This is a genomic window from Actinomycetospora chlora (assembly GCF_039542135.1).
Taxonomy (GTDB): Bacteria; Actinomycetota; Actinomycetes; order Mycobacteriales; family Pseudonocardiaceae; genus Actinomycetospora; species Actinomycetospora chlora.
In genome coordinates, this window is the sequence record NZ_BAABHO010000052.1 from 12,626 (window position 1) to 28,969 (window position 16,344).

Below are 16,344 nucleotides of genomic sequence, written 5' to 3' on the forward strand. Positions count from 1 at the left end.
CAGGACACCGACATGAGCATCGAGATCGCCAACGAGTCCGGCGTCGACGTGGCCGAGGGCCCGATCGTCGAGGTCGCCCGCTACGCGCTGGACCGCATGGGCGTCAGCCCGCTCGCGGAGCTGTCGATCATGCTGGTGGAGCTCGAGCCCATGGCCGAGCTGCACGAGCGCTGGCTCGACGAGCCCGGGCCCACCGACGTCATGTCGTTCCCGATGGACGAGTACGACTCCGCGCGCCGGCCCGACGCGCCGTCCTCGGGTCCGGCGCTGCTCGGCGACATCGTGCTCTGCCCCGCCTTCGCCGCCGACCAGGCCGCCGCCGCGGGACACACCCTCGACGACGAGCTGCACCTGCTGACCGTCCACGGCGTCCTGCACCTGCTGGGGTACGACCACGCCGAGCCCGACGAGGAGCGCCAGATGTTCGGCCTGCAGGCCGAGCTGCTGGCCGACTGGCGCACCGCGCGCGCCGAGGCCGAGCGCACCGCCCGCGAGCGCGCGGCGGCCGCGGCCCGCACCGCGCGCGAGCGGGCCAAGGACGACCGCCTGCTCGGCACCGTCGGGCTCGGGGACGACTCCGGGAGCGCCTCGCGGTGACCTCCGGGCTGGTCGGCCAGCTCGTCGCCGCGATCCTGCTGGTGCCGCTCGCCGGCGTGTTCGCGGCGGCCGACGCGGCCCTGTCGACGGTGTCGCGGGCGCGGGTCGACGGGCTGGTGCGCGAGGGCGCCACGGGGGCCCGGGCGCTGGCCGCCGTCGTCGCCGACCGGCCGCGGCACCTCAACCTGCTCACGCTGCTGCGCCTGGGCTGCGAGGCCGCGGCCGCGGTGCTGGGCGCCTACGTGGCGCTCGCCCTCATCCCGTCCGACGGCCTGGCGCTGCTGGTGGCCGGCCTGGTCGTCGTGCTCGTGTCCTACGTGCTCATCGGCGTCGGGCCCCGCACCCTGGGCCGCCAGCACGCCTACGGCATCGCGCTGGCGGTGGCGACGCCGGTGCGCCTGCTCGCCCGCCTGCTGGGCCCGCTGGCCAGCCTGCTCATCGTCATCGGCAACGCCATCACCCCCGGCCGCGGCTTCCGCGAGGGCCCGTTCTCCTCGGAGGTCGAGCTGCGCGAGCTGGTCGACATGGCCGAGCGCGGTGGGCTGGTCGACGACGACGAGCGCGCCATGATCCAGTCGGTGTTCGACCTCGGCGACACCCGCGTGCGCGAGGTGATGGTGCCGCGCACCGAGATGGTGTGGATCGAGCGGGAGAAGTCGGTGCGCCAGGCGCTCGCCCTGGCCCTGCGCAGCGGCTACTCGCGCATCCCGGTGATCGGCGAGAACGTCGACGACCTGGTGGGCGTCGTCTACCTCAAGGACCTGGTGCGCCGGACGGTGGAGCAGGGGGACACGCAGCGGAGCGGAGCTGGACCATCGGGTCAGGCCCCCGCCGACCGCGCCGGCGCGGTCGAGGAGGTCATGCGCCCGGCCAACTACGTGCCCGACTCGCGGCGTGCGGACGGGCTGCTGCGCGACATGCAGCGCGAGCGCAACCACATGGCGCTGGTGGTCGACGAGTACGGCGGCACGGCCGGACTGGTCACCATCGAGGACCTCCTCGAGGAGATCGTCGGGGAGATCACCGACGAGTACGACGCCGCCGAGCACCGCCCGCTCGAGCACCTCGACGGCGACTCCTGGCGGGTCGCGGCCCGCCTGCCGGTGGAGGACCTGGAGCAGGCCGCGGGCGTGGAGTTCGACGTCGAGGACGTCGACACCGTCGGCGGGCTGCTCGCGCAGCGTCTCGGCCGCGTACCCCTGCCCGGCGCCGAGGCCGAGATCGCGGGCCTGCGGCTGCGCGCGGAGGGCGGCGAGGACGCGCGGGGGCGGATGCGCATCGCGAGCCTGCTGGTGTGGCGGCCGCCGTCCGACGACGACGAGGGCGGCGACGGGACCCCCGCGCAGCGCACCGACGAGCCCACCGGCGACGATGCCGGGCGCAACGACCACACCGGCGACCGGGGCGACCTCGCCCAGACCGGTGCCCGCGAGCGGAAGGACGACCGTGGCTGACCCCGGCACCCGTCCCGTCGCCCCGAGCCCGGGGCACGACGTCGTCGTGGTCGGCGGGGGCATCGTCGGCTTCGCCGTGCTGCACGAGCTCCTCGCGGCCGGGCACACGTCGGTGGCCCTCGTCGAGCGTGAGCACACGCCCGGCCGGCACCAGACCGGCCGCAACTCCAACGTCATCCACTCCGGGCTGTACTACGCGCCCGGCTCGCTCAAGGCCCGCCTCGCGGTCGCCGGCTGCGCGGAGACCAAGGCGTTCTGCGCGGAGCAGGAGCTGCCCTACCAGGAGTGCGGCAAGGTCGTCGTCGCCACCGAGGAGGCCGAGCTCCCGCGGATGGCCGAGCTCGTGCGCCGCGGGCGCGCCAACGGCGTCGAGGTGCACGAGCTCGACGAGGCCGGCGTGCGCGACCGCGAGCCCGCCGTCGCCGCCCTCGCCGGGCTGCGGGTGCCCTCGACCGGGATCTGCGACTACGGCGCCATCACCCAGCGCCTCGCCGACCTCGCCGTCGAGCGCGGCGCCGTGCTGCACACGGGGCGCGCGGTGCGCTCGGTGACCCGCCGCCGGCGCGACGTCGTGGTCCACACCGACCGCGGCGACCTGCTCGCCGGCCAGGTCGTGGTCTGCGCGGGCCTGCGCTCCGACGAGATCGCCCGGGCCTCGGGCTTCGACCCGGGCGTGCGCATCGTGCCGTTCCGCGGCGAGTACTCCGACCTCGTCGGCCCGATCGGCGAGTCCGTGCGCGGCCTGGTCTACCCCGTGCCCGACCCGGCCTTCCCGTTCCTCGGCGTGCACGCCACGCGCGGGGTCGACGGCTCGGTACACGTCGGCCCGAACGCCGTCCTCGCGCTGGCCCGCGAGGGGTACGACTGGCGGACGCTGCGGGTCCGCGAGCTCGCCGGCACGCTCACCGACCCGGGCTTCGCCCGGCTCGCCGGCCAGCAGTGGCGCTACGGGCTGGGCGAGATGTACCGGTCGCTGTCGCGGGCGGCGATGGCGCGCGCGGTGGCCCGGATGCTGCCCGGCGTCACCGCGGCCGATCTGCAGCCGCCCCACGACGTCGCCCGCCGCGCCGGGGTGCGGGCGCAGGCGATCCGGCCGGATGGCTCGCTGGTCGACGACTTCCTGTTCGTCCAGGACGGTGCCCCCGACGACGGGCCGGCCGTGCTGCACGTGCTCAACGCGCCGTCGCCGGCGGCCACGGCGGCTCTGCCCATCGGTCGGGAGATCGTGGCGCGGCTGGAGGGCAAGAGTGTCGACGCCGCCTGAGTTCAGGTCGGGCTTCGCCTGCTTCGTCGGGCGCCCCAACGTCGGCAAGTCGACGCTGACCAACGCGCTGGTCGGCCAGAAGGTCGCGATCACGTCGTCGCGCCCGCAGACCACCCGGCACGCCATCCGCGGCGTGGTGCACCGCGAGGACGGGCAGCTCGTCCTCGTCGACACCCCGGGCCTGCACCGGCCGCGCACCTTGCTGGGGGAGCGGCTCAACGACGTCGTGCGCACGACGTGGGCCGAGGTCGACGTCATCGGGTTCTGCGCGCCGGCCGACCAGGCGATCGGGCCGGGCGACCGGTTCATCGCCGGCGAGCTCGCGAAGATCACCGGGAAGACGCCGCTGATCGGCATCCTCACCAAGACCGACCTGGTGCGCCCCGAGGTCATCGCCGAGCGCCTGCTCGCGCTCCAGGAGCTGGCCGACGTCACCGAGATCGTCCCCGTGTCGGCGGAGTCCGGGCACCAGGTCGCGCTGCTCGCCGACCTGCTGCTCGCGCAGATGCCGCCCGGGCCGCCGCTCTACCCGGAGGGTGACCTCTCCGACGAGCCGGAGGAGACGCTGATCGCCGAGTTCGTCCGCGAGGCCGCGCTCGAGGGCGTCCGCGACGAGCTCCCGCACTCCCTGGCCGTCGTCGTCGAGGAGATGACGCCGGGCAAGGTGCTCACCATCCGGGCCGAGATCTTCGTCGAGCGGGACAGCCAGAAGTCGATCGTGATCGGCAAGGGCGGCTCGCGGCTCAAGCACGTGGGCACCGAGGCCCGCCGCCAGATAGAGGCGCTGCTGGGCGAGAAGGTCCACCTGGACCTGTTCGTCAAGGTCGCCAAGGACTGGCAGCGCGACCCCCGCCAGCTCCGCCGCCTCGGCTTCTAGGACTTTCGAGCAACGCGGCATTGCTGGCGTCTCACGCCAGGATCGCCACATCCTCGCTGAGCGACACGCCGAGGTCGCTCTACGCCAACGCGGCGAAGAGCGGCGCCAGCTGGCCCGTGTCGACGTACTCCTCGATCCGGGTGCACCGCCCGTCCTCGACGTGCAGCACCGCCGCCGCGGCCGCCCGCAGCGTCGACCCGTCGGGCAGCGTCCCGGTGACGACGTACTGCGCGTAGCCGTCGCCGGCACGCACGTCGGTCATCGTGAAATCGGGGACCACGGCCCGGATGGCGCGCAGGGTGGCGAACGTGTCCGGCACGGTCGGGGCCTCGACCTCGTCGAAGGAGTGCCAGGTGATCGCACCCGGCGCGAACAGGCCCTCGGGCGGCTCGCTGGACGGGTCGGCCAGGGCCGCGACGATCCGCCGCTCGATGTCGCTCATGGGGCGGATCGTCCCCCGGGAGGGCCACCGCGGGCCACCGTCCGTCGGTCCGGGGTGGGACGATGACGCGGTGGGCTTCTATCGCGACACCGGGGTGGTGCTGCGGCTGCAGAAGCTCGGTGAGGCCGACCGGATCGTCACGTTCCTGACACAGCGGCACGGCAAGGTGCGCGCGGTGGCCAAGGGCGTGCGGCGGACGAGCTCGCGGTTCGGGGCTCGGCTCGAGCCGTTCGGGCACGTCGACCTGCAGCTGCACACCGGCCGCAGCCTCGACATCGTCACCCAGGTGCAGACGCTCGACGCCTTCGGCGGCGGCCTGACCGGCGACTACCCGCGCTACACCGCCGGCTGCGCCCTGCTCGAGACCGCCGACAGGCTCACCTCCGAGGAGGGCGAGCCGGCCCGCGAGCTGTTCCTGCTGCTGGTCGGGGCCCTGCGCGGGCTGGCCGGCGGCGTCCGCGACCCCTACCTCGTGCTCGACGCCTTCCTGCTGCGCGCCATGGTCATCGCGGGCTGGGCGCCGGCGATCACCGAGTGCGCCCGCTGCGGCACCGAGGGCGCGCCGTACCACCGGCGCTTCTCGGTGCCCGCCGGCGGCGCGGTGTGCGAGGGCTGTCGGCCGTCGGGCGCCGTCGTGCCCTCGGAGCCGACGTGGCGGCTGCTCGAGGCCCTGCGCGACGGCGACTGGGGCACCGCCGAGGGCACCGACACCGCCGCGCGCCGCGACTCCGCGGGCCTCGTGGCCGCCCACCTCCAGTGGCACCTCGAGCGCACGCTGCGGTCGCTGCCGCTGGTCGATCGCCGCGGCGGCATCCCGCGCGTCGACCTCGCGGGCGGTGTGGAGGTCGACGACGAGGACGATCCGAGCGAGGGGCTCCTTCGCTCGGAAGAGTCGGCGGAGGGCGCCCTTCGCCGGAACGATCTGAGCGACGGTGCCCCTCGCTCAGCACCGACCGCCCCCGGAGTCGCCCTGTGAGCCCCCGCCGGCGCCCCGAGCGCGGACGCACCGACGGCCGTCGCCTGCGCGGACCCGGCGACCCGACGATCATGACCCCGACCCCGCACCCGAGCGGGGCCACCCCGCCGCCGATCCCGCCGGAGCTGGTGCCGAACCACGTCGCGCTGGTGATGGACGGCAACGGGCGCTGGGCGAACCAGCGTGGCCTGCCGCGCATCGAGGGCCACCGTCACGGCGAGGCGCAGCTCCTCGACGTCGTGCGCGGCTGCATCGACATCGGCGTCAAGTGGATCTCCGCGTACGCCTTCTCGACCGAGAACTGGCGGCGCAGCCCCGACGAGGTGCGCTTCCTGCTCGGCTTCAACCGCGACGTCATCCGCCGTCGCCGCGACGAGATGCACGCGATGGGCGTGCGGGTGCGCTGGTCGGGGCAGCGGCCGCGGCTGTGGCGCAGCGTCATCAAGGAGCTCGAGATCGCCGAGGAGCTCACCCGCGACAACGACGTCGTCACGCTGACCATGTGCGTCAACTACGGCGGGCGCGCGGAGATCGTCGGAGCCGCCCGCGAGCTCGCCCGCCGGGCCGCCCGCGGCGAGATCGACCCCGAGCGCATCGACGAGAAGGCCCTCGCGCGCCACCTCGACGAGCCCGACATGCCCGACGTCGACCTCTTCCTGCGCAGCTCCGGGGAGCAGCGGACGTCGAACTTCCTGTTGTGGCAGTCGGCCTACGCCGAGATGGTCTTCCTCGACACGCTCTTCCCCGACTTCGACCGCCGCCATCTCTGGGAGGCGATCGAGATCTACGCCCGCCGGGACCGCCGGTACGGCGGCGCGCTGGACAGCACCGGATCAGGAGCCGAAGGGACCGGTACGTCGTGAGCCGTGAGGCCGCCACCACCGCGAGCCTGCTGATCACCGCCCGCGAGGCGATGGAGCAGTTCGTCGACGTGCACGTCGACGACGACGGCGCCCTGTCGTTCCACCACGACGGCGTGCCCTGCGCGATCCAGGGCGTGGAGCTCGTCGAGGGCCTCGCCGTGCTGTCGCTGACCTGCGTCGTCGCGTGGGACCTCACCGACGCCGAGACCCCGCGGCGCGTCGCCGAGCGCGCCGGGCAGGGGCTGTTCGGGACGCTCGGGGCCGTCGAGGCCGAGGGCGGCTGGGACGTGACGCTGCGCTACGCCTTCCCGGCCGAGGGCCTGACGATCGGGCCGCTGGGCACGCTGCTCATGCTCGTGGTGTCGACGGCGTCGCGGGTCCGGGCGGACCTGGTCGACGCCGGCTGATCACCAGCGTCACGAAACGGCCGAAAGCGGGACGAAACCGGGCATACACCCCGTAGACTCCCGTCGCCGTCGTCCATCCGGAGAGGAGGGGCGTCCCCGGCCGGGTTCCGGCAGGGAGACGCGACGCGTGATGACACAGGATCTCTCGTCACCGCCGGAGGAGGCGGGCGCCGAGCCCGACTGCGCGGCGGACCGCAAGCAGGGGACCGACCGGGTCGTCTTCGGGGTCGGCGCGGGGCTCGCCGTCGTGTTCGTGGCCTGGGGCGTCATCGGCACCGAGAGCCTCAGCTCGGCGTCCAGCGCGATGCTCAGCGGCGTCATCCGCGGGGGCGGCTGGGGCTTCATCCTCGCCGCCACCGGGTTCGTGGCGTTCGCGCTGTGGCTCGCCTTCAGCCGCTTCGGCCGCATCCGGCTCGGGCGCGACGACGAGCAGCCGGAGTTCCGCACGGTCTCGTGGATCGCGATGATGTTCAGCGCCGGCATGGGCATCGGGCTGATGTTCTACGGCGTCGCCGAGCCGCTGTCGTTCTACACCGAACCGCCGCCCGGGTCGGTCCCGCCGGGAGACCAGGTGGAGGCCCTGCGCACGGCGATGGCCACGTCGCTGTTCCACTGGACGCTCCACCCGTGGGCGATCTACGCCGTGGTCGGCCTGGCCATCGCCTACTCGACGTTCCGCAAGGGCCGCCGCCAGCTGATCAGCTCGGCGTTCATCCCGCTCATCGGCGAGCGGGCGGCCAACGGGGCGATCGGCCGCGTCATCGACATCATCGCGATCTTCGCGACCATCTTCGGCTCGGCCGCGTCCCTGGGCCTCGGGGCGCTGCAGATCGGCGGCGGTCTCGAGGCGACGGGGTTCTGGCCGGGTGCCGGCAACGAGGTCCTCGTGCCGCTGATCGTCGTGCTCACCGCGGCGTTCGTGCTCTCGGCGGTCTCGGGCGTGGCCAAGGGCATCCAGTGGCTGTCGAACATCAACATGGTGCTGGCCGGCGTGCTGGCGCTGTTCGTGTTCGTCGTGGGCCCGACAGTGATCATCCTCGACCTGCTGCCCACCGCGGTGGGCGCCTACTTCGGCGACTTCGCCGAGATGGTCGGGCGCACCGAGGCCACCGGCGGCACCGCGATGCTCGACTGGCTGAGCTCGTGGACCGTCTTCTACTGGGCCTGGTGGATCTCGTGGACGCCCTTCGTCGGCATGTTCCTCGCCAAGATCAGCCGGGGCCGCACCATCCGCCAGTTCGTCGGCGGCGTCATCCTCGTGCCGAGCCTCGTGAGCCTCGTCTGGTTCGCGATCTTCGGCGGCACGGCGATCAGCCAGCAGCAGGCGGGGCTGGATCCGGCGGCGGCGGGCACCGAGCAGCAGCTCTTCGCCGTGCTGCAGGCCTACCCGTGGGCGACGTTCACCGGGCTGCTGGTGATGGTCCTGGTCGCGATCTTCTTCGTGTCCGGCGCGGACGCCGCGTCGATCGTCACCGGCACGCTCTCGCAGCGCGGCACCGACGAGCCGTCGCGGTGGATCGTGATCTTCTGGGGCTCGGTGATGGGCGCCGTCGCGATCATCATGCTGCTCGTCGGCGGCGAGGACGCGCTCTCGGGCCTGCAGAGCCTCACGATCCTCGTGGCCGCGCCGTTCGTGGTGATCATGGTGCTGCTGTGCGTCGCCTTCATGCGCGACCTCAACCACGACCCCGTGGTCCTGCGCGAGTCCAAGGGCCTCGAGGTCATGGAGCAGGCCGTCGACTACGGCACCGACCGCCACGGCGACGACTTCTACCTGCGCGTCCAGGCCTTCCCGGCCTCGAGCCCGCGGCGGGACGGCGAGGAGTCCGGGCCCACCTACGCCGACGTGCGCGGCGTCCAGGACCCGTTCGCCGAGACCGAGGGCGACGCGTCCCCGACGGTGCCGCGCGACGACGACCCGGCTGGCACCGAGGTCGTCGACACCGGCCCGGGCGCCCGGGCCCAGCACGCCGGGCGGCCGAGCGCCGAGCGGGAGTAGACGGGAGCCGGGCCCCCGCCGCGTTCGGCGTGGCGGGGGTCACCGGCGCCGTCAAGCGCGGCAGCCGGCGCAGACGCCGAGGATCTCCACGGTGTGGGAGATCTCGGCGAAGCCGTGCTGGGCGGCGACGCGGTCGGCCCAGTGCTCGACGGCCGGGCCCTCGACCTCGACGGTCTTGCCGCACACCCGGCAGACGAGGTGGTGGTGGTGGTGCTCGGAGCACCGCCGGTAGGACGCCTCGCCGGTGCCGGTGCGCAGGACGTCGATCTCGTCGGCGTCGGCGAGGGCCTGCAGCGTGCGGTACACGGTGGTCAGCCCGATGCCCTCGCCGCGGCGCCGGAGCTCCTCGTGGATCTCCTGGGCCGAGCGGAAGTCGTCGAGCTCGTCGAGCAGGCCGGCGATCGCGGCCCGCTGGCGGGTGGCGCGCAGCCCCGGCACCGACGCGGAGCGGGGCGTAGTCACGACTCCTCCTCCGCGTGCTCGACGGCGTCGACGACGATGTGGGCCAGGTGGTCGTCGACAAGGCGGTAGACCACCTCGCGGCCCCGGCGGTCGCCGCGTACCACCCCCGCGGCCTTGAGCACGCGCAGGTGCTGGCTGATCAGCGGCTGGGTGACGCCGAGGGCGTCGACCAGCTCGTGGACGCAACGCGGCGAGGCGCGCAGCTGCAGGACGATCGCGATCCGCACGGGCGCGGCGAGCGCGCGCAGCAGGTCGCCGGCCGCGACGAGGGCCGCCGGGTCCGGGGCCGGCGGGGCCGGCACGTCCGGCTCCTCCTCGGCGTGCGTGACGGGCACCCCGGGCGCGCTCACCGGACCACCAGCCCGATCGCGATGGCCACGAGCACCGCGAGCACCAGCACGCGCACCGCGCGCTCGCCCGCACCCAGCACCGGCCAGGTCGCCGCCAGCAGGCCCGCGACCCCGAGCGCCAGCAGCCCGAGCAGCACCGCGCCGACCACCCCGCCGATCAGCACCCCGGCGGCGAAGACGATCACCACGACCGCGAAGACGGCGGGCACCGGCACCCGGGCCAGCGGGCCGTCGCCGGCGATCATCCGACCCCGGCGCCCGGGGCGCCCCGGCACGCGTCCGCTCACGGCAGCCTCCCCGGTGACCTCGACGGTGTCCTCCCTTCCGATAATGGCATCCGTTGTCGATCGGTGGGGACGGGAGGAGGGCCGCGTGCTGCTGGTCTGCCGGTTCGCGCCGGACGACGCGGACGACCCGGCCGGGTTCCTGGCCCGCGCGCGCCGGGCCGTCGGCCTGCTCGCCGCGCAGCCCGGCTGCGAGGGCGTCGACCTCGGGCGGGCCATCGAGGAGCCCGGTCGCTGGGTGCTCGTCGCCCGCTTCGCGACGGTCACCGCCTACCGCCGGGCGCTGCAGCCCTTCGACGTCCGCGAGCACGTCGTGCCGTTCCTGTCCGAGGCGCTGACCGACGAGCCCGCGGCGCACGAGCGCGCGATCACCGCCGGGCCGGACGGCCTCACCGAGCAGCCGAGCCTGCTCACCGACCGCTGAACGGCCGATCGCTACCCTGGATGCACCCGCCAGCCAGGCGAGCACCTGCGATTCCCCGGAGCTCCCACCGTGCCCACCCCCACCGGCAGCGCCCGCATCGAGACCGTGGTCAACCTGTGCAAGCGCCGCGGCTTCGTCTTCCCCTCCGGTGAGATCTACGGCGGGACGCGGTCGGCGTGGGACTACGGCCCCCTGGGCGTCGAGCTCAAAGAGAACCTCAAGCGCCAGTGGTGGAAGGCCGTCGTCAACGGCCGCGAGGACGTCGTCGGGCTCGACTCGAGCGTCATCCTGCCGCGCCAGGTCTGGGTCGCGTCGGGCCACGTGGATGTGTTCACCGACCCGCTCGTCGAGTGCACGGCGTGCCACCGGCGGTTCCGCGCCGACCAGCTCGCCGAGGACTTCGCCGAGCGCACCGGCGGCCCGTCGCTGGAGTCGACCGACGCCGAGGGCCACGTCCACTACGACCTGTCGAACGTGCCGTGCCCCAACTGCGGCACCCGCGGCCAGTACACCCCGCCGCGCGAGTTCAACATGATGCTCAAGACCTACCTCGGCCCCGTGGAGTCCGAGGAGGGCCTGCACTACCTGCGGCCCGAGACCGCGCAGGGCATCTTCGTGAACTTCGCCAACGTCATGTCGGCCGCGCGCAAGAAGCCGCCCTTCGGCATCGGGCAGATGGGCAAGAGCTTCCGCAACGAGATCACGCCCGGCAACTTCATCTTCCGCACGCGCGAGTTCGAGCAGATGGAGATGGAGTTCTTCGTCGAGCCCGGCTCCGACGAGCAGTGGCACCAGTACTGGATCGACGAGCGCACCCGCTGGTACACCGACCTCGGCATCGACCCGGAGAACCTGCGGCACTACGAGCACCCGAAGGAGAAGCTCTCCCACTACTCGAAGCGCACCGTCGACATCGAGTACCGGTTCGACTTCAACGCCGGCCAGCAGTGGGGCGAGCTCGAGGGCATCGCGAACCGCACGGACTTCGACCTCACGACGCACTCGAACCACTCCGGGGTCGACCTGTCGTACTACGACCAGGCCACCGACTCCCGCTACCGGCCCTACGTCATCGAGCCCGCCGCCGGCGTGGGCCGCTCGATGATGACGTTCCTGCTCGACGCCTACACCGAGGACGAGGCGCCCAACGCCAAGGGCGGCGTCGACAAGCGCACGGTCCTGCGCCTCGACCCGCGCCTCGCGCCGGTCAAGGCCGCCGTGCTGCCGTTGTCGCGCAACGCCGACCTCTCGCCGGTGGCCCGCGACCTCGCGGCCACGCTGCGCCGGCACTGGAACGTCGAGTTCGACGACGCCGGCGCCATCGGCCGCCGGTACCGGCGTCAGGACGAGATCGGGACGCCGTTCTGCGTGACGGTCGACTTCGACTCCCTGAACGACCAGGCCGCCACCGTTCGCCACCGCGACGCGATGACCCAGGAGCGGGTGGCGCTCGACCAGCTCGAGTCCTACCTCGCCGCCCGCCTGATCGGCTGCTGACGCTCGCCCGTACGCCGACTCCGTCGGGGAACGAACGGCGCTCTCGCTGCTTCCGAGGCAGCGAGAGCGTCGTTCGTTCGTCCCGGGCCGTCGACCCCGGCCCGGCGGGCGGGGGAGGAGTGCGGGCTCGCCTACCCTGGACGGCGTGAGCGACCTGAGCGAGGTGGCCGGGGTCCTGGCGCGGGGCGACGAGGCGCGGGCCGTGGTCCGCGTGCTCGACCGGCACGGTTTCGGCACCGTCGAGCCCGGCCAGCTGATGGTCGCCGGGGCCGACGGCACGCTGGGCGGGGTGCTGTTGCGCGGCGCGCTGGACGACCGGGTCACGACGCTGGCGACGCAGGCCCGCACGCGGCCGGCCGTGGTCGAGGCGCACGTCGGCGAGGACGCCGCCGTCGCCGCCGGCCTCGCCTGCGCCGGCGGCGCGACGCTGCTCGCCCACCCCCTCGACGCCACCGCGCCCCGCGCCCTCGCGGCGGCGTTCGCCGCCGGGGTGCCGGCCGCGCTGGTGTCGCGCGCCGACGGGTCGGCGTCGCTGGCCATCACCGGCGAGGAGCTCGACGCCGTCGAGGGCTCGCTGGGCTTCGCGGCGATCGATGCCGCGGCCGCCGCGCACGTCCGTGGCCTGCTGCGCCGCGGCGCGACCGTCACCGAGCGCGTCACCCTCGAGGCCGGCGCCGACGTGCTCGTCGACCTGTGGGTACCGGTCCCGACCATGATCGTCGTCGGCCCCGGCGCGATCGCAGACGCCCTGGCCGCGCAGGCCGGGCTGCTCGGGTGGGCCGCGGGGCGCGCCGACACCGTCGCCGAGGCCGACGCCGCGGTCGCCGCGTTCACCGACGCCGACGTGCTCGTCCTGCTCGACCACGACCCGGCCTTCGACGCGGTGCTGCGCACGGGCCTCGGTCACGGATCCGGGCCGGGCCGCGGGTTCCTCGGCGCGCTCGGCTCGCGGCGCACCCAGGCGGCGCGGCGCGAGCGCCTGCTCGCCGCCGGCGTCACCGAGGCCGAGCTCGGCCGCATCCACGGGCCCGTCGGGCTCGACCTGGGCGCGCGGACGCCCGCCGAGACGGCGGTGTCGATCGTCGCCGAGGTCCTCGCCGCCCGCAGCGGGCGCGACCCGTCGGCGCTGGGCCGGGCGGCCGGGCCGATCGGCGCATGAGTCCCGCCCCCGCCGGTCCCCGTCCTGCACCCCCGCCGCCGAGCACCGCCCGCAGCGCCCTGCGCTGGGCTCCGCGGGTGGTCGTCGGCGCGGTCGTGGTCGCCGTCCTCCTCGTCGCCGGCACCGCGATCCGCGTCTGGCAGCTGGGCCGGGTCGACGAGCGACAGCCCGTCGACATGATCGTCGTGCTGGGCGCCGCGCAGTACGACGGGCGGCCCTCGCCGGTGTTCCGGGCGCGCCTGCAGCACGCCCTCGAGCTCTACGAGGAGGGCGTCGCACCGCGGATCGTCACGGTCGGCGGGGCGGCCGCGGGCGACGCGTTCACCGAGGCGCAGGCCGGCGAGCAGTGGCTCGTCGAGAACGGCGTGCCCGGCCAGGCGCTGCTGCCGGTCGACGAGGGCCGCGACACCTTCGAGAGCTTCGAGGCCGTCGCGGACGTCGCCGAGCAGCGGGGCTGGGAGTCCGCGGTGCTGGTCAGCGACCCGTGGCACTCGCTGCGCTCGCGCACCATGGCCGACGACGTCGGGCTCGAGGCCACGACGTCGCCCACCAAGCGCGGACCGGTGGTGCAGACCCGCGAGACGCAGTTCCGCTACATCGTCCGGGAGACCGGCGCGTTGATCTACTACCACCTGACCCACGGGTCGTCCGACTTCTCGGACCCCGGCCTGGGATGACGACGCCGGGGCACCGCGCCGCGCGGTTGTTCGACGAGGCGCCCAAGCCCGGGCGGGACCGGCGCTCGCCGTTCGCCCGTGACCGCGGCCGCGTCCTGCACTCCGCGGCCCTGCGCCGCCTCGCGGGCAAGACCCAGGTCGTCGGCCCGGACGAGGACGCCGAGGTCACCGGCGTGCCGCGCAACCGGCTCACCCACTCGCTCGAGGTCGCGCAGATCGGGCGGGGGATGGCCGAGGACCTGGGCGCCGACCCCGACGTCGTCGACACCGCCGGCCTGGCCCACGACATCGGCCACCCGCCGTTCGGCCACAACGGCGAGCGGGCACTGCACGAGCTGGCCGCCGACTGCGGCGGCTTCGAGGGCAACGCGCAGACCCTGCGGATCCTCACGCGGCTCGAGCCGAAGGTGCTCGACGACAGCGACGATGGATCCGGGCATTCCCGCGGGCTCAACCTCACCCGCGCCGTGCTCGACGCCTGCCTGAAGTACCCGTGGACCCGCCGGCCCGGCACGCGCAAGTTCGGCGTCTACCCCGACGACGTCGCCGTGTTCGACTGGATCCGCGAGGGCGCGCCGCCGGACCGGCGCTGCGTCGAGGCCCAGATCATGGACTGGGCCGACGACGTCGCGTACTCGGTGCACGACCTCGAGGACGGCATCCTCGCCGGGCGCATCGTGCTGCGCTGGCTCGCGCGCCCCGCCGAGCGCGCCGAGCTCGCCGCCCTGGCCGCCGAGGCGTTCTCCGCCGCCCCGCGCGGCGAGCTCGAGGAGGCCGCCGGGGTGCTCGCGGAGTTCCCGGCCGTGCGCGCGGCCGCGGCGCACGGCGCGCACGACGGGTCGCTCGCGGCCACCGCCGACCTCAAGCGCCTGACCAGCGAGCTCGTCGGCCGCTTCGTCTCGGCCGCGGTGGACGCGACGCGCGACGCCCTCGGCGAGGACGTCGTGCCGGCCGGCCACGGCGCCGACCTCGTGGTCCCGGCCCCGATCGGGGCCGAGGTCGCCGTGCTCAAGGCGGCCGCCCTGCGCTGGGTGATGCGCGACCCGGCGCGGCTCGCCGTGCAGGCGCGCCAGCGCGACCTCGTCACCGAGCTCGTCGAGCGCCTCCGCCAGGGGGCCCCGCAGGCCCTCGACCCGGCCTTCGTGCCCGCGTGGGAGGCCGCGCCCGACGACGCCGCCCGGCTGCGGGTCGTCGTCGACCAGGTGGCCGTGCTGACCGACGGCGGCGCCGAACGGTGGTGCGCGCGCCTCCGCGCCGCCCGCCCGGTGGCCGGCTGACAGGATGGCCGGCGTGCAACTGATCACCGTCGACGGCCACACCCCGACGATCGCCGACGGCGCGTGGGTCGCGCCCGGTGCCGTCGTCGCCGGCCGCGTGACGATCGGGACCGACACCGGCGTCTGGTACACCGCCGTCGTGCGCGCCGACACCGCCGAGGTGACGGTGGGGGAGGGCACGAGCATCCAGGACGGCACGGTCGTGCACGCCGACCCCGGCTTCCCGGCCTCGATCGGCAGCAACGTCACGGTCGGGCACCGCGCGGTGGTGCACGGCTGCACCGTCGAGGACGACTGCCTCGTCGGCATGGGCTCGGTGATCATGAACGGCGCGGTCGTGGGGCGCGGGTCGGTCGTCGCCGCCGGCGCGGTGATCTCCCAGGGCGTCGTCGTCCCGCCGAACTCGCTGGTGGCGGGTGTGCCGGGAAAGGTGCGCCGCGAGACCACCGAGGACGAGCGGAACATGATCGGGCTGAGCGCCGCGACCTACCGCCACCTGCTCGGCGTGCACCGCGCGGCGACCCGGGGCTGATCGTTCACTCGGCCTCGGGGACGACCTCGTCCGCCACGGCCGGCGCCGGCATCGACGCCAGGATCAGCTGCTCGCCGTGCTCCGCGTGGCGGCGGGCCAGCGCCTCGGCGCGGTCGCCGTCGCGGTCGCGGACGGCGTCGAGGATGGCGGCGTGGTCCTCCCACACCCAGGCCGGCCCGCCGCCCTGCAGCAGGACCTCGCCCATGACGCGCTGCACGTTGCGCCACATGACCCCCGCGCTCTCGGCGAGCAGCGGGTTGCCGGAGGCCTCGACGACCGCGCGGTGGAACTCGACGTCGTTGCGCACCATCGTCGCGAACGCCCGGTCGGAGAACGCCTGCCGGCCTGCCACGACCACCTTCGTCGCATGGCGCAGCCACTCCTCGTCACGGCGCTCCGCGGCGAGCCGCGCCGCCTGGCCGTCGAGGATGCCGCGCAGCTCGTAGAGGTGGCTCACGAACTCGCGCTCGAGCGGGGCCACCTCGAGGCCCCGCCGTCCGAACTCCCGCACCAGGCCCTGGTTGCGCAGGAGCAGCAGCGCCTGCTGGATCGGCTGGCGGGACACGTTGAACCGTTCGGCGAGCTGTTCCTGGCGCAGGGGGACGCCGGGCACGAGCCGGCCGGTGCAGATGTCGTCGACGATCGCCTCGAAGACCTGCTCGGTCCGCGAGGGCTTCTGGGGTAGCTCCGCCATCGACGTCCTCTCCCGTTCCCGTGTGGCGCGCCGAAGATCCTGGCACGCCGAGCGGGAGCCGTGATGCCCGGATGGTAGCGGCCGGTAACCACGACACCAGGCTTGACTT

General features: G+C 74.5%; 19 protein-coding genes. 14 read left to right on the forward strand and 5 right to left on the reverse strand.

Annotation, left to right across the window (positions count from 1 at the left end; genetic code table 11):
• Positions 1-12 precede the first annotated feature (12 nt).
• The 4 genes from ybeY to era are packed head-to-tail and all read left to right on the forward strand — an operon-like array spanning position 13 to position 4,192.
• Positions 13-597: an rRNA maturation RNase YbeY gene (gene ybeY, locus ABD994_RS24990; protein WP_345421942.1), complete on the forward strand. Its 585-nt coding sequence runs from the start codon at positions 13-15 to the stop codon at positions 595-597.
• Positions 594-2,051 (forward strand): hemolysin family protein, encoded by a 1,458-nt coding sequence (locus ABD994_RS24995; RefSeq protein ID WP_345421945.1) that lies wholly within the window; start codon positions 594-596, stop codon positions 2,049-2,051. The genes ybeY and ABD994_RS24995 overlap by 4 nt, the downstream gene beginning before the upstream one ends.
• The gene (lhgO, locus tag ABD994_RS25000; RefSeq protein WP_345421948.1) at positions 2,044-3,315 is read left to right on the forward strand and encodes an L-2-hydroxyglutarate oxidase; all 1,272 of its coding nucleotides are present in this window, start codon (positions 2,044-2,046) and stop codon (positions 3,313-3,315) included. Before ABD994_RS24995 ends, lhgO begins: the two co-directional genes overlap by 8 nt.
• The gene (gene era, locus ABD994_RS25005) at positions 3,299-4,192 is read left to right on the forward strand and encodes a GTPase Era (protein WP_345421951.1); all 894 of its coding nucleotides are present in this window, start codon (positions 3,299-3,301) and stop codon (positions 4,190-4,192) included. Before lhgO ends, era begins: the two co-directional genes overlap by 17 nt.
• 79 nt (positions 4,193-4,271) lie before the next feature.
• Here the strand turns inward: era and ABD994_RS25010 are convergent, their stop codons facing one another.
• Positions 4,272-4,634, reverse strand: a complete 363-nt coding sequence (locus tag ABD994_RS25010) for a nuclear transport factor 2-like protein (protein WP_345421957.1) — start codon at positions 4,632-4,634, stop codon at positions 4,272-4,274.
• Positions 4,635-4,704: 70 nt separating this feature from the next.
• Between ABD994_RS25010 and recO the strand changes: the two genes are divergently transcribed.
• The 4 genes from recO (at position 4,705) to ABD994_RS25030 (ending at position 8,879) form a co-directional block, all read left to right on the forward strand.
• A complete protein-coding gene (gene recO / locus ABD994_RS25015) occupies positions 4,705-5,610 on the forward strand; it encodes a DNA repair protein RecO (RefSeq protein ID WP_345421960.1) in 906 nt (301 codons plus the stop codon).
• Between the two features lie 71 nt (positions 5,611-5,681).
• Positions 5,682-6,473 carry an isoprenyl transferase gene (locus ABD994_RS25020; RefSeq protein WP_345422050.1) on the forward strand — a complete coding sequence of 264 codons (792 nt, stop codon included), beginning with the start codon at positions 5,682-5,684 and terminating at the stop codon, positions 6,471-6,473.
• Entirely contained in the window at positions 6,470-6,880 is a 411-nt protein-coding gene (locus tag ABD994_RS25025; RefSeq protein WP_345421962.1) for a hypothetical protein, read from the forward strand. Before ABD994_RS25020 ends, ABD994_RS25025 begins: the two co-directional genes overlap by 4 nt.
• Positions 6,881-7,010: 130 nt before the next feature.
• The gene (locus tag ABD994_RS25030) at positions 7,011-8,879 is read left to right on the forward strand and encodes a BCCT family transporter (RefSeq protein ID WP_345422054.1); all 1,869 of its coding nucleotides are present in this window, start codon (positions 7,011-7,013) and stop codon (positions 8,877-8,879) included.
• A 51-nt stretch (positions 8,880-8,930) separates the two neighbouring features.
• On the opposite strand, the gene ABD994_RS25035 is transcribed toward ABD994_RS25030, so the two are convergent.
• From ABD994_RS25035 to ABD994_RS25045, 3 genes are read right to left on the reverse strand one after another with little or no spacing between them, the layout of a single operon-like run.
• On the reverse strand, positions 8,931-9,341 hold the full coding sequence (locus tag ABD994_RS25035; RefSeq protein ID WP_345421964.1) for a Fur family transcriptional regulator: 411 nt from the start codon (positions 9,339-9,341) through the stop codon (positions 8,931-8,933).
• Positions 9,338-9,676: an ArsR/SmtB family transcription factor gene (locus ABD994_RS25040; RefSeq protein ID WP_425550123.1), complete on the reverse strand. Its 339-nt coding sequence runs from the start codon at positions 9,674-9,676 to the stop codon at positions 9,338-9,340. Before ABD994_RS25040 ends, ABD994_RS25035 begins: the two co-directional genes overlap by 4 nt.
• 11 nt (positions 9,677-9,687) lie before the next feature.
• Positions 9,688-9,978 carry a DUF6703 family protein gene (locus ABD994_RS25045; RefSeq protein ID WP_345421967.1) on the reverse strand — a complete coding sequence of 97 codons (291 nt, stop codon included), beginning with the start codon at positions 9,976-9,978 and terminating at the stop codon, positions 9,688-9,690.
• A gap of 85 nt (positions 9,979-10,063) precedes the next feature.
• Here ABD994_RS25045 and ABD994_RS25050 point away from each other — a divergent pair, with 85 nt between their 5' ends.
• The 6 genes from ABD994_RS25050 to ABD994_RS25075 all read left to right on the forward strand — a co-directional run bounded on the left by ABD994_RS25050 (position 10,064) and on the right by ABD994_RS25075 (position 15,541).
• Positions 10,064-10,399, forward strand: a complete 336-nt coding sequence (locus ABD994_RS25050; protein ID WP_345421972.1) for an antibiotic biosynthesis monooxygenase family protein — start codon at positions 10,064-10,066, stop codon at positions 10,397-10,399.
• Positions 10,400-10,468: 69 nt separating this feature from the next.
• A complete protein-coding gene (locus ABD994_RS25055) occupies positions 10,469-11,896 on the forward strand; it encodes a glycine--tRNA ligase (protein WP_345421975.1) in 1,428 nt (475 codons plus the stop codon).
• Between the two features lie 145 nt (positions 11,897-12,041).
• Complete coding sequence (locus ABD994_RS25060) at positions 12,042-13,055, forward strand: XdhC family protein (RefSeq protein WP_345421978.1); 1,014 nt, start codon at positions 12,042-12,044, stop codon at positions 13,053-13,055.
• Complete coding sequence (locus ABD994_RS25065) at positions 13,052-13,732, forward strand: YdcF family protein (protein ID WP_345421981.1); 681 nt, start codon at positions 13,052-13,054, stop codon at positions 13,730-13,732. The genes ABD994_RS25060 and ABD994_RS25065 overlap by 4 nt, the downstream gene beginning before the upstream one ends.
• On the forward strand, positions 13,729-15,009 hold the full coding sequence (locus tag ABD994_RS25070) for a deoxyguanosinetriphosphate triphosphohydrolase (RefSeq protein WP_345421984.1): 1,281 nt from the start codon (positions 13,729-13,731) through the stop codon (positions 15,007-15,009). The genes ABD994_RS25065 and ABD994_RS25070 overlap by 4 nt, the downstream gene beginning before the upstream one ends.
• Positions 15,010-15,013: 4 nt before the next feature.
• Positions 15,014-15,541 carry a gamma carbonic anhydrase family protein gene (locus tag ABD994_RS25075; protein ID WP_345421986.1) on the forward strand — a complete coding sequence of 176 codons (528 nt, stop codon included), beginning with the start codon at positions 15,014-15,016 and terminating at the stop codon, positions 15,539-15,541.
• 4 nt (positions 15,542-15,545) lie between these two features.
• Here ABD994_RS25075 and ABD994_RS25080 read toward each other — a convergent pair whose 3' ends face one another.
• Positions 15,546-16,235: a GntR family transcriptional regulator gene (locus ABD994_RS25080; protein WP_345421990.1), complete on the reverse strand. Its 690-nt coding sequence runs from the start codon at positions 16,233-16,235 to the stop codon at positions 15,546-15,548.
• Positions 16,236-16,344: the final 109 nt, after the last annotated feature.

Bases quoted from the DNA above. Each gene is read 5' to 3' on its own strand.
- ABD994_RS25020 (WP_345422050.1), top strand. From the start codon at position 5,682: ATGACCCCGACCCCGCACCCGAGCGGGGCCACCCCGCCGCCGATCCCG.
- ABD994_RS25075 (WP_345421986.1), top strand. From the start codon at position 15,014: ATGGCCGGCGTGCAACTGATCACCGTCGACGGCCACACCCCGACGATC.
- ABD994_RS25030 (WP_345422054.1), top strand. From the start codon at position 7,011: ATGACACAGGATCTCTCGTCACCGCCGGAGGAGGCGGGCGCCGAGCCC.
- ybeY (WP_345421942.1), top strand. From the start codon at position 13: ATGAGCATCGAGATCGCCAACGAGTCCGGCGTCGACGTGGCCGAGGGC.
- ABD994_RS25065 (WP_345421981.1), top strand. From the start codon at position 13,052: ATGAGTCCCGCCCCCGCCGGTCCCCGTCCTGCACCCCCGCCGCCGAGC.
- ABD994_RS25010 (WP_345421957.1), bottom strand. From the start codon at position 4,634: ATGAGCGACATCGAGCGGCGGATCGTCGCGGCCCTGGCCGACCCGTCC.
- ABD994_RS25070 (WP_345421984.1), top strand. From the start codon at position 13,729: ATGACGACGCCGGGGCACCGCGCCGCGCGGTTGTTCGACGAGGCGCCC.
- ABD994_RS25080 (WP_345421990.1), bottom strand. From the start codon at position 16,235: ATGGCGGAGCTACCCCAGAAGCCCTCGCGGACCGAGCAGGTCTTCGAG.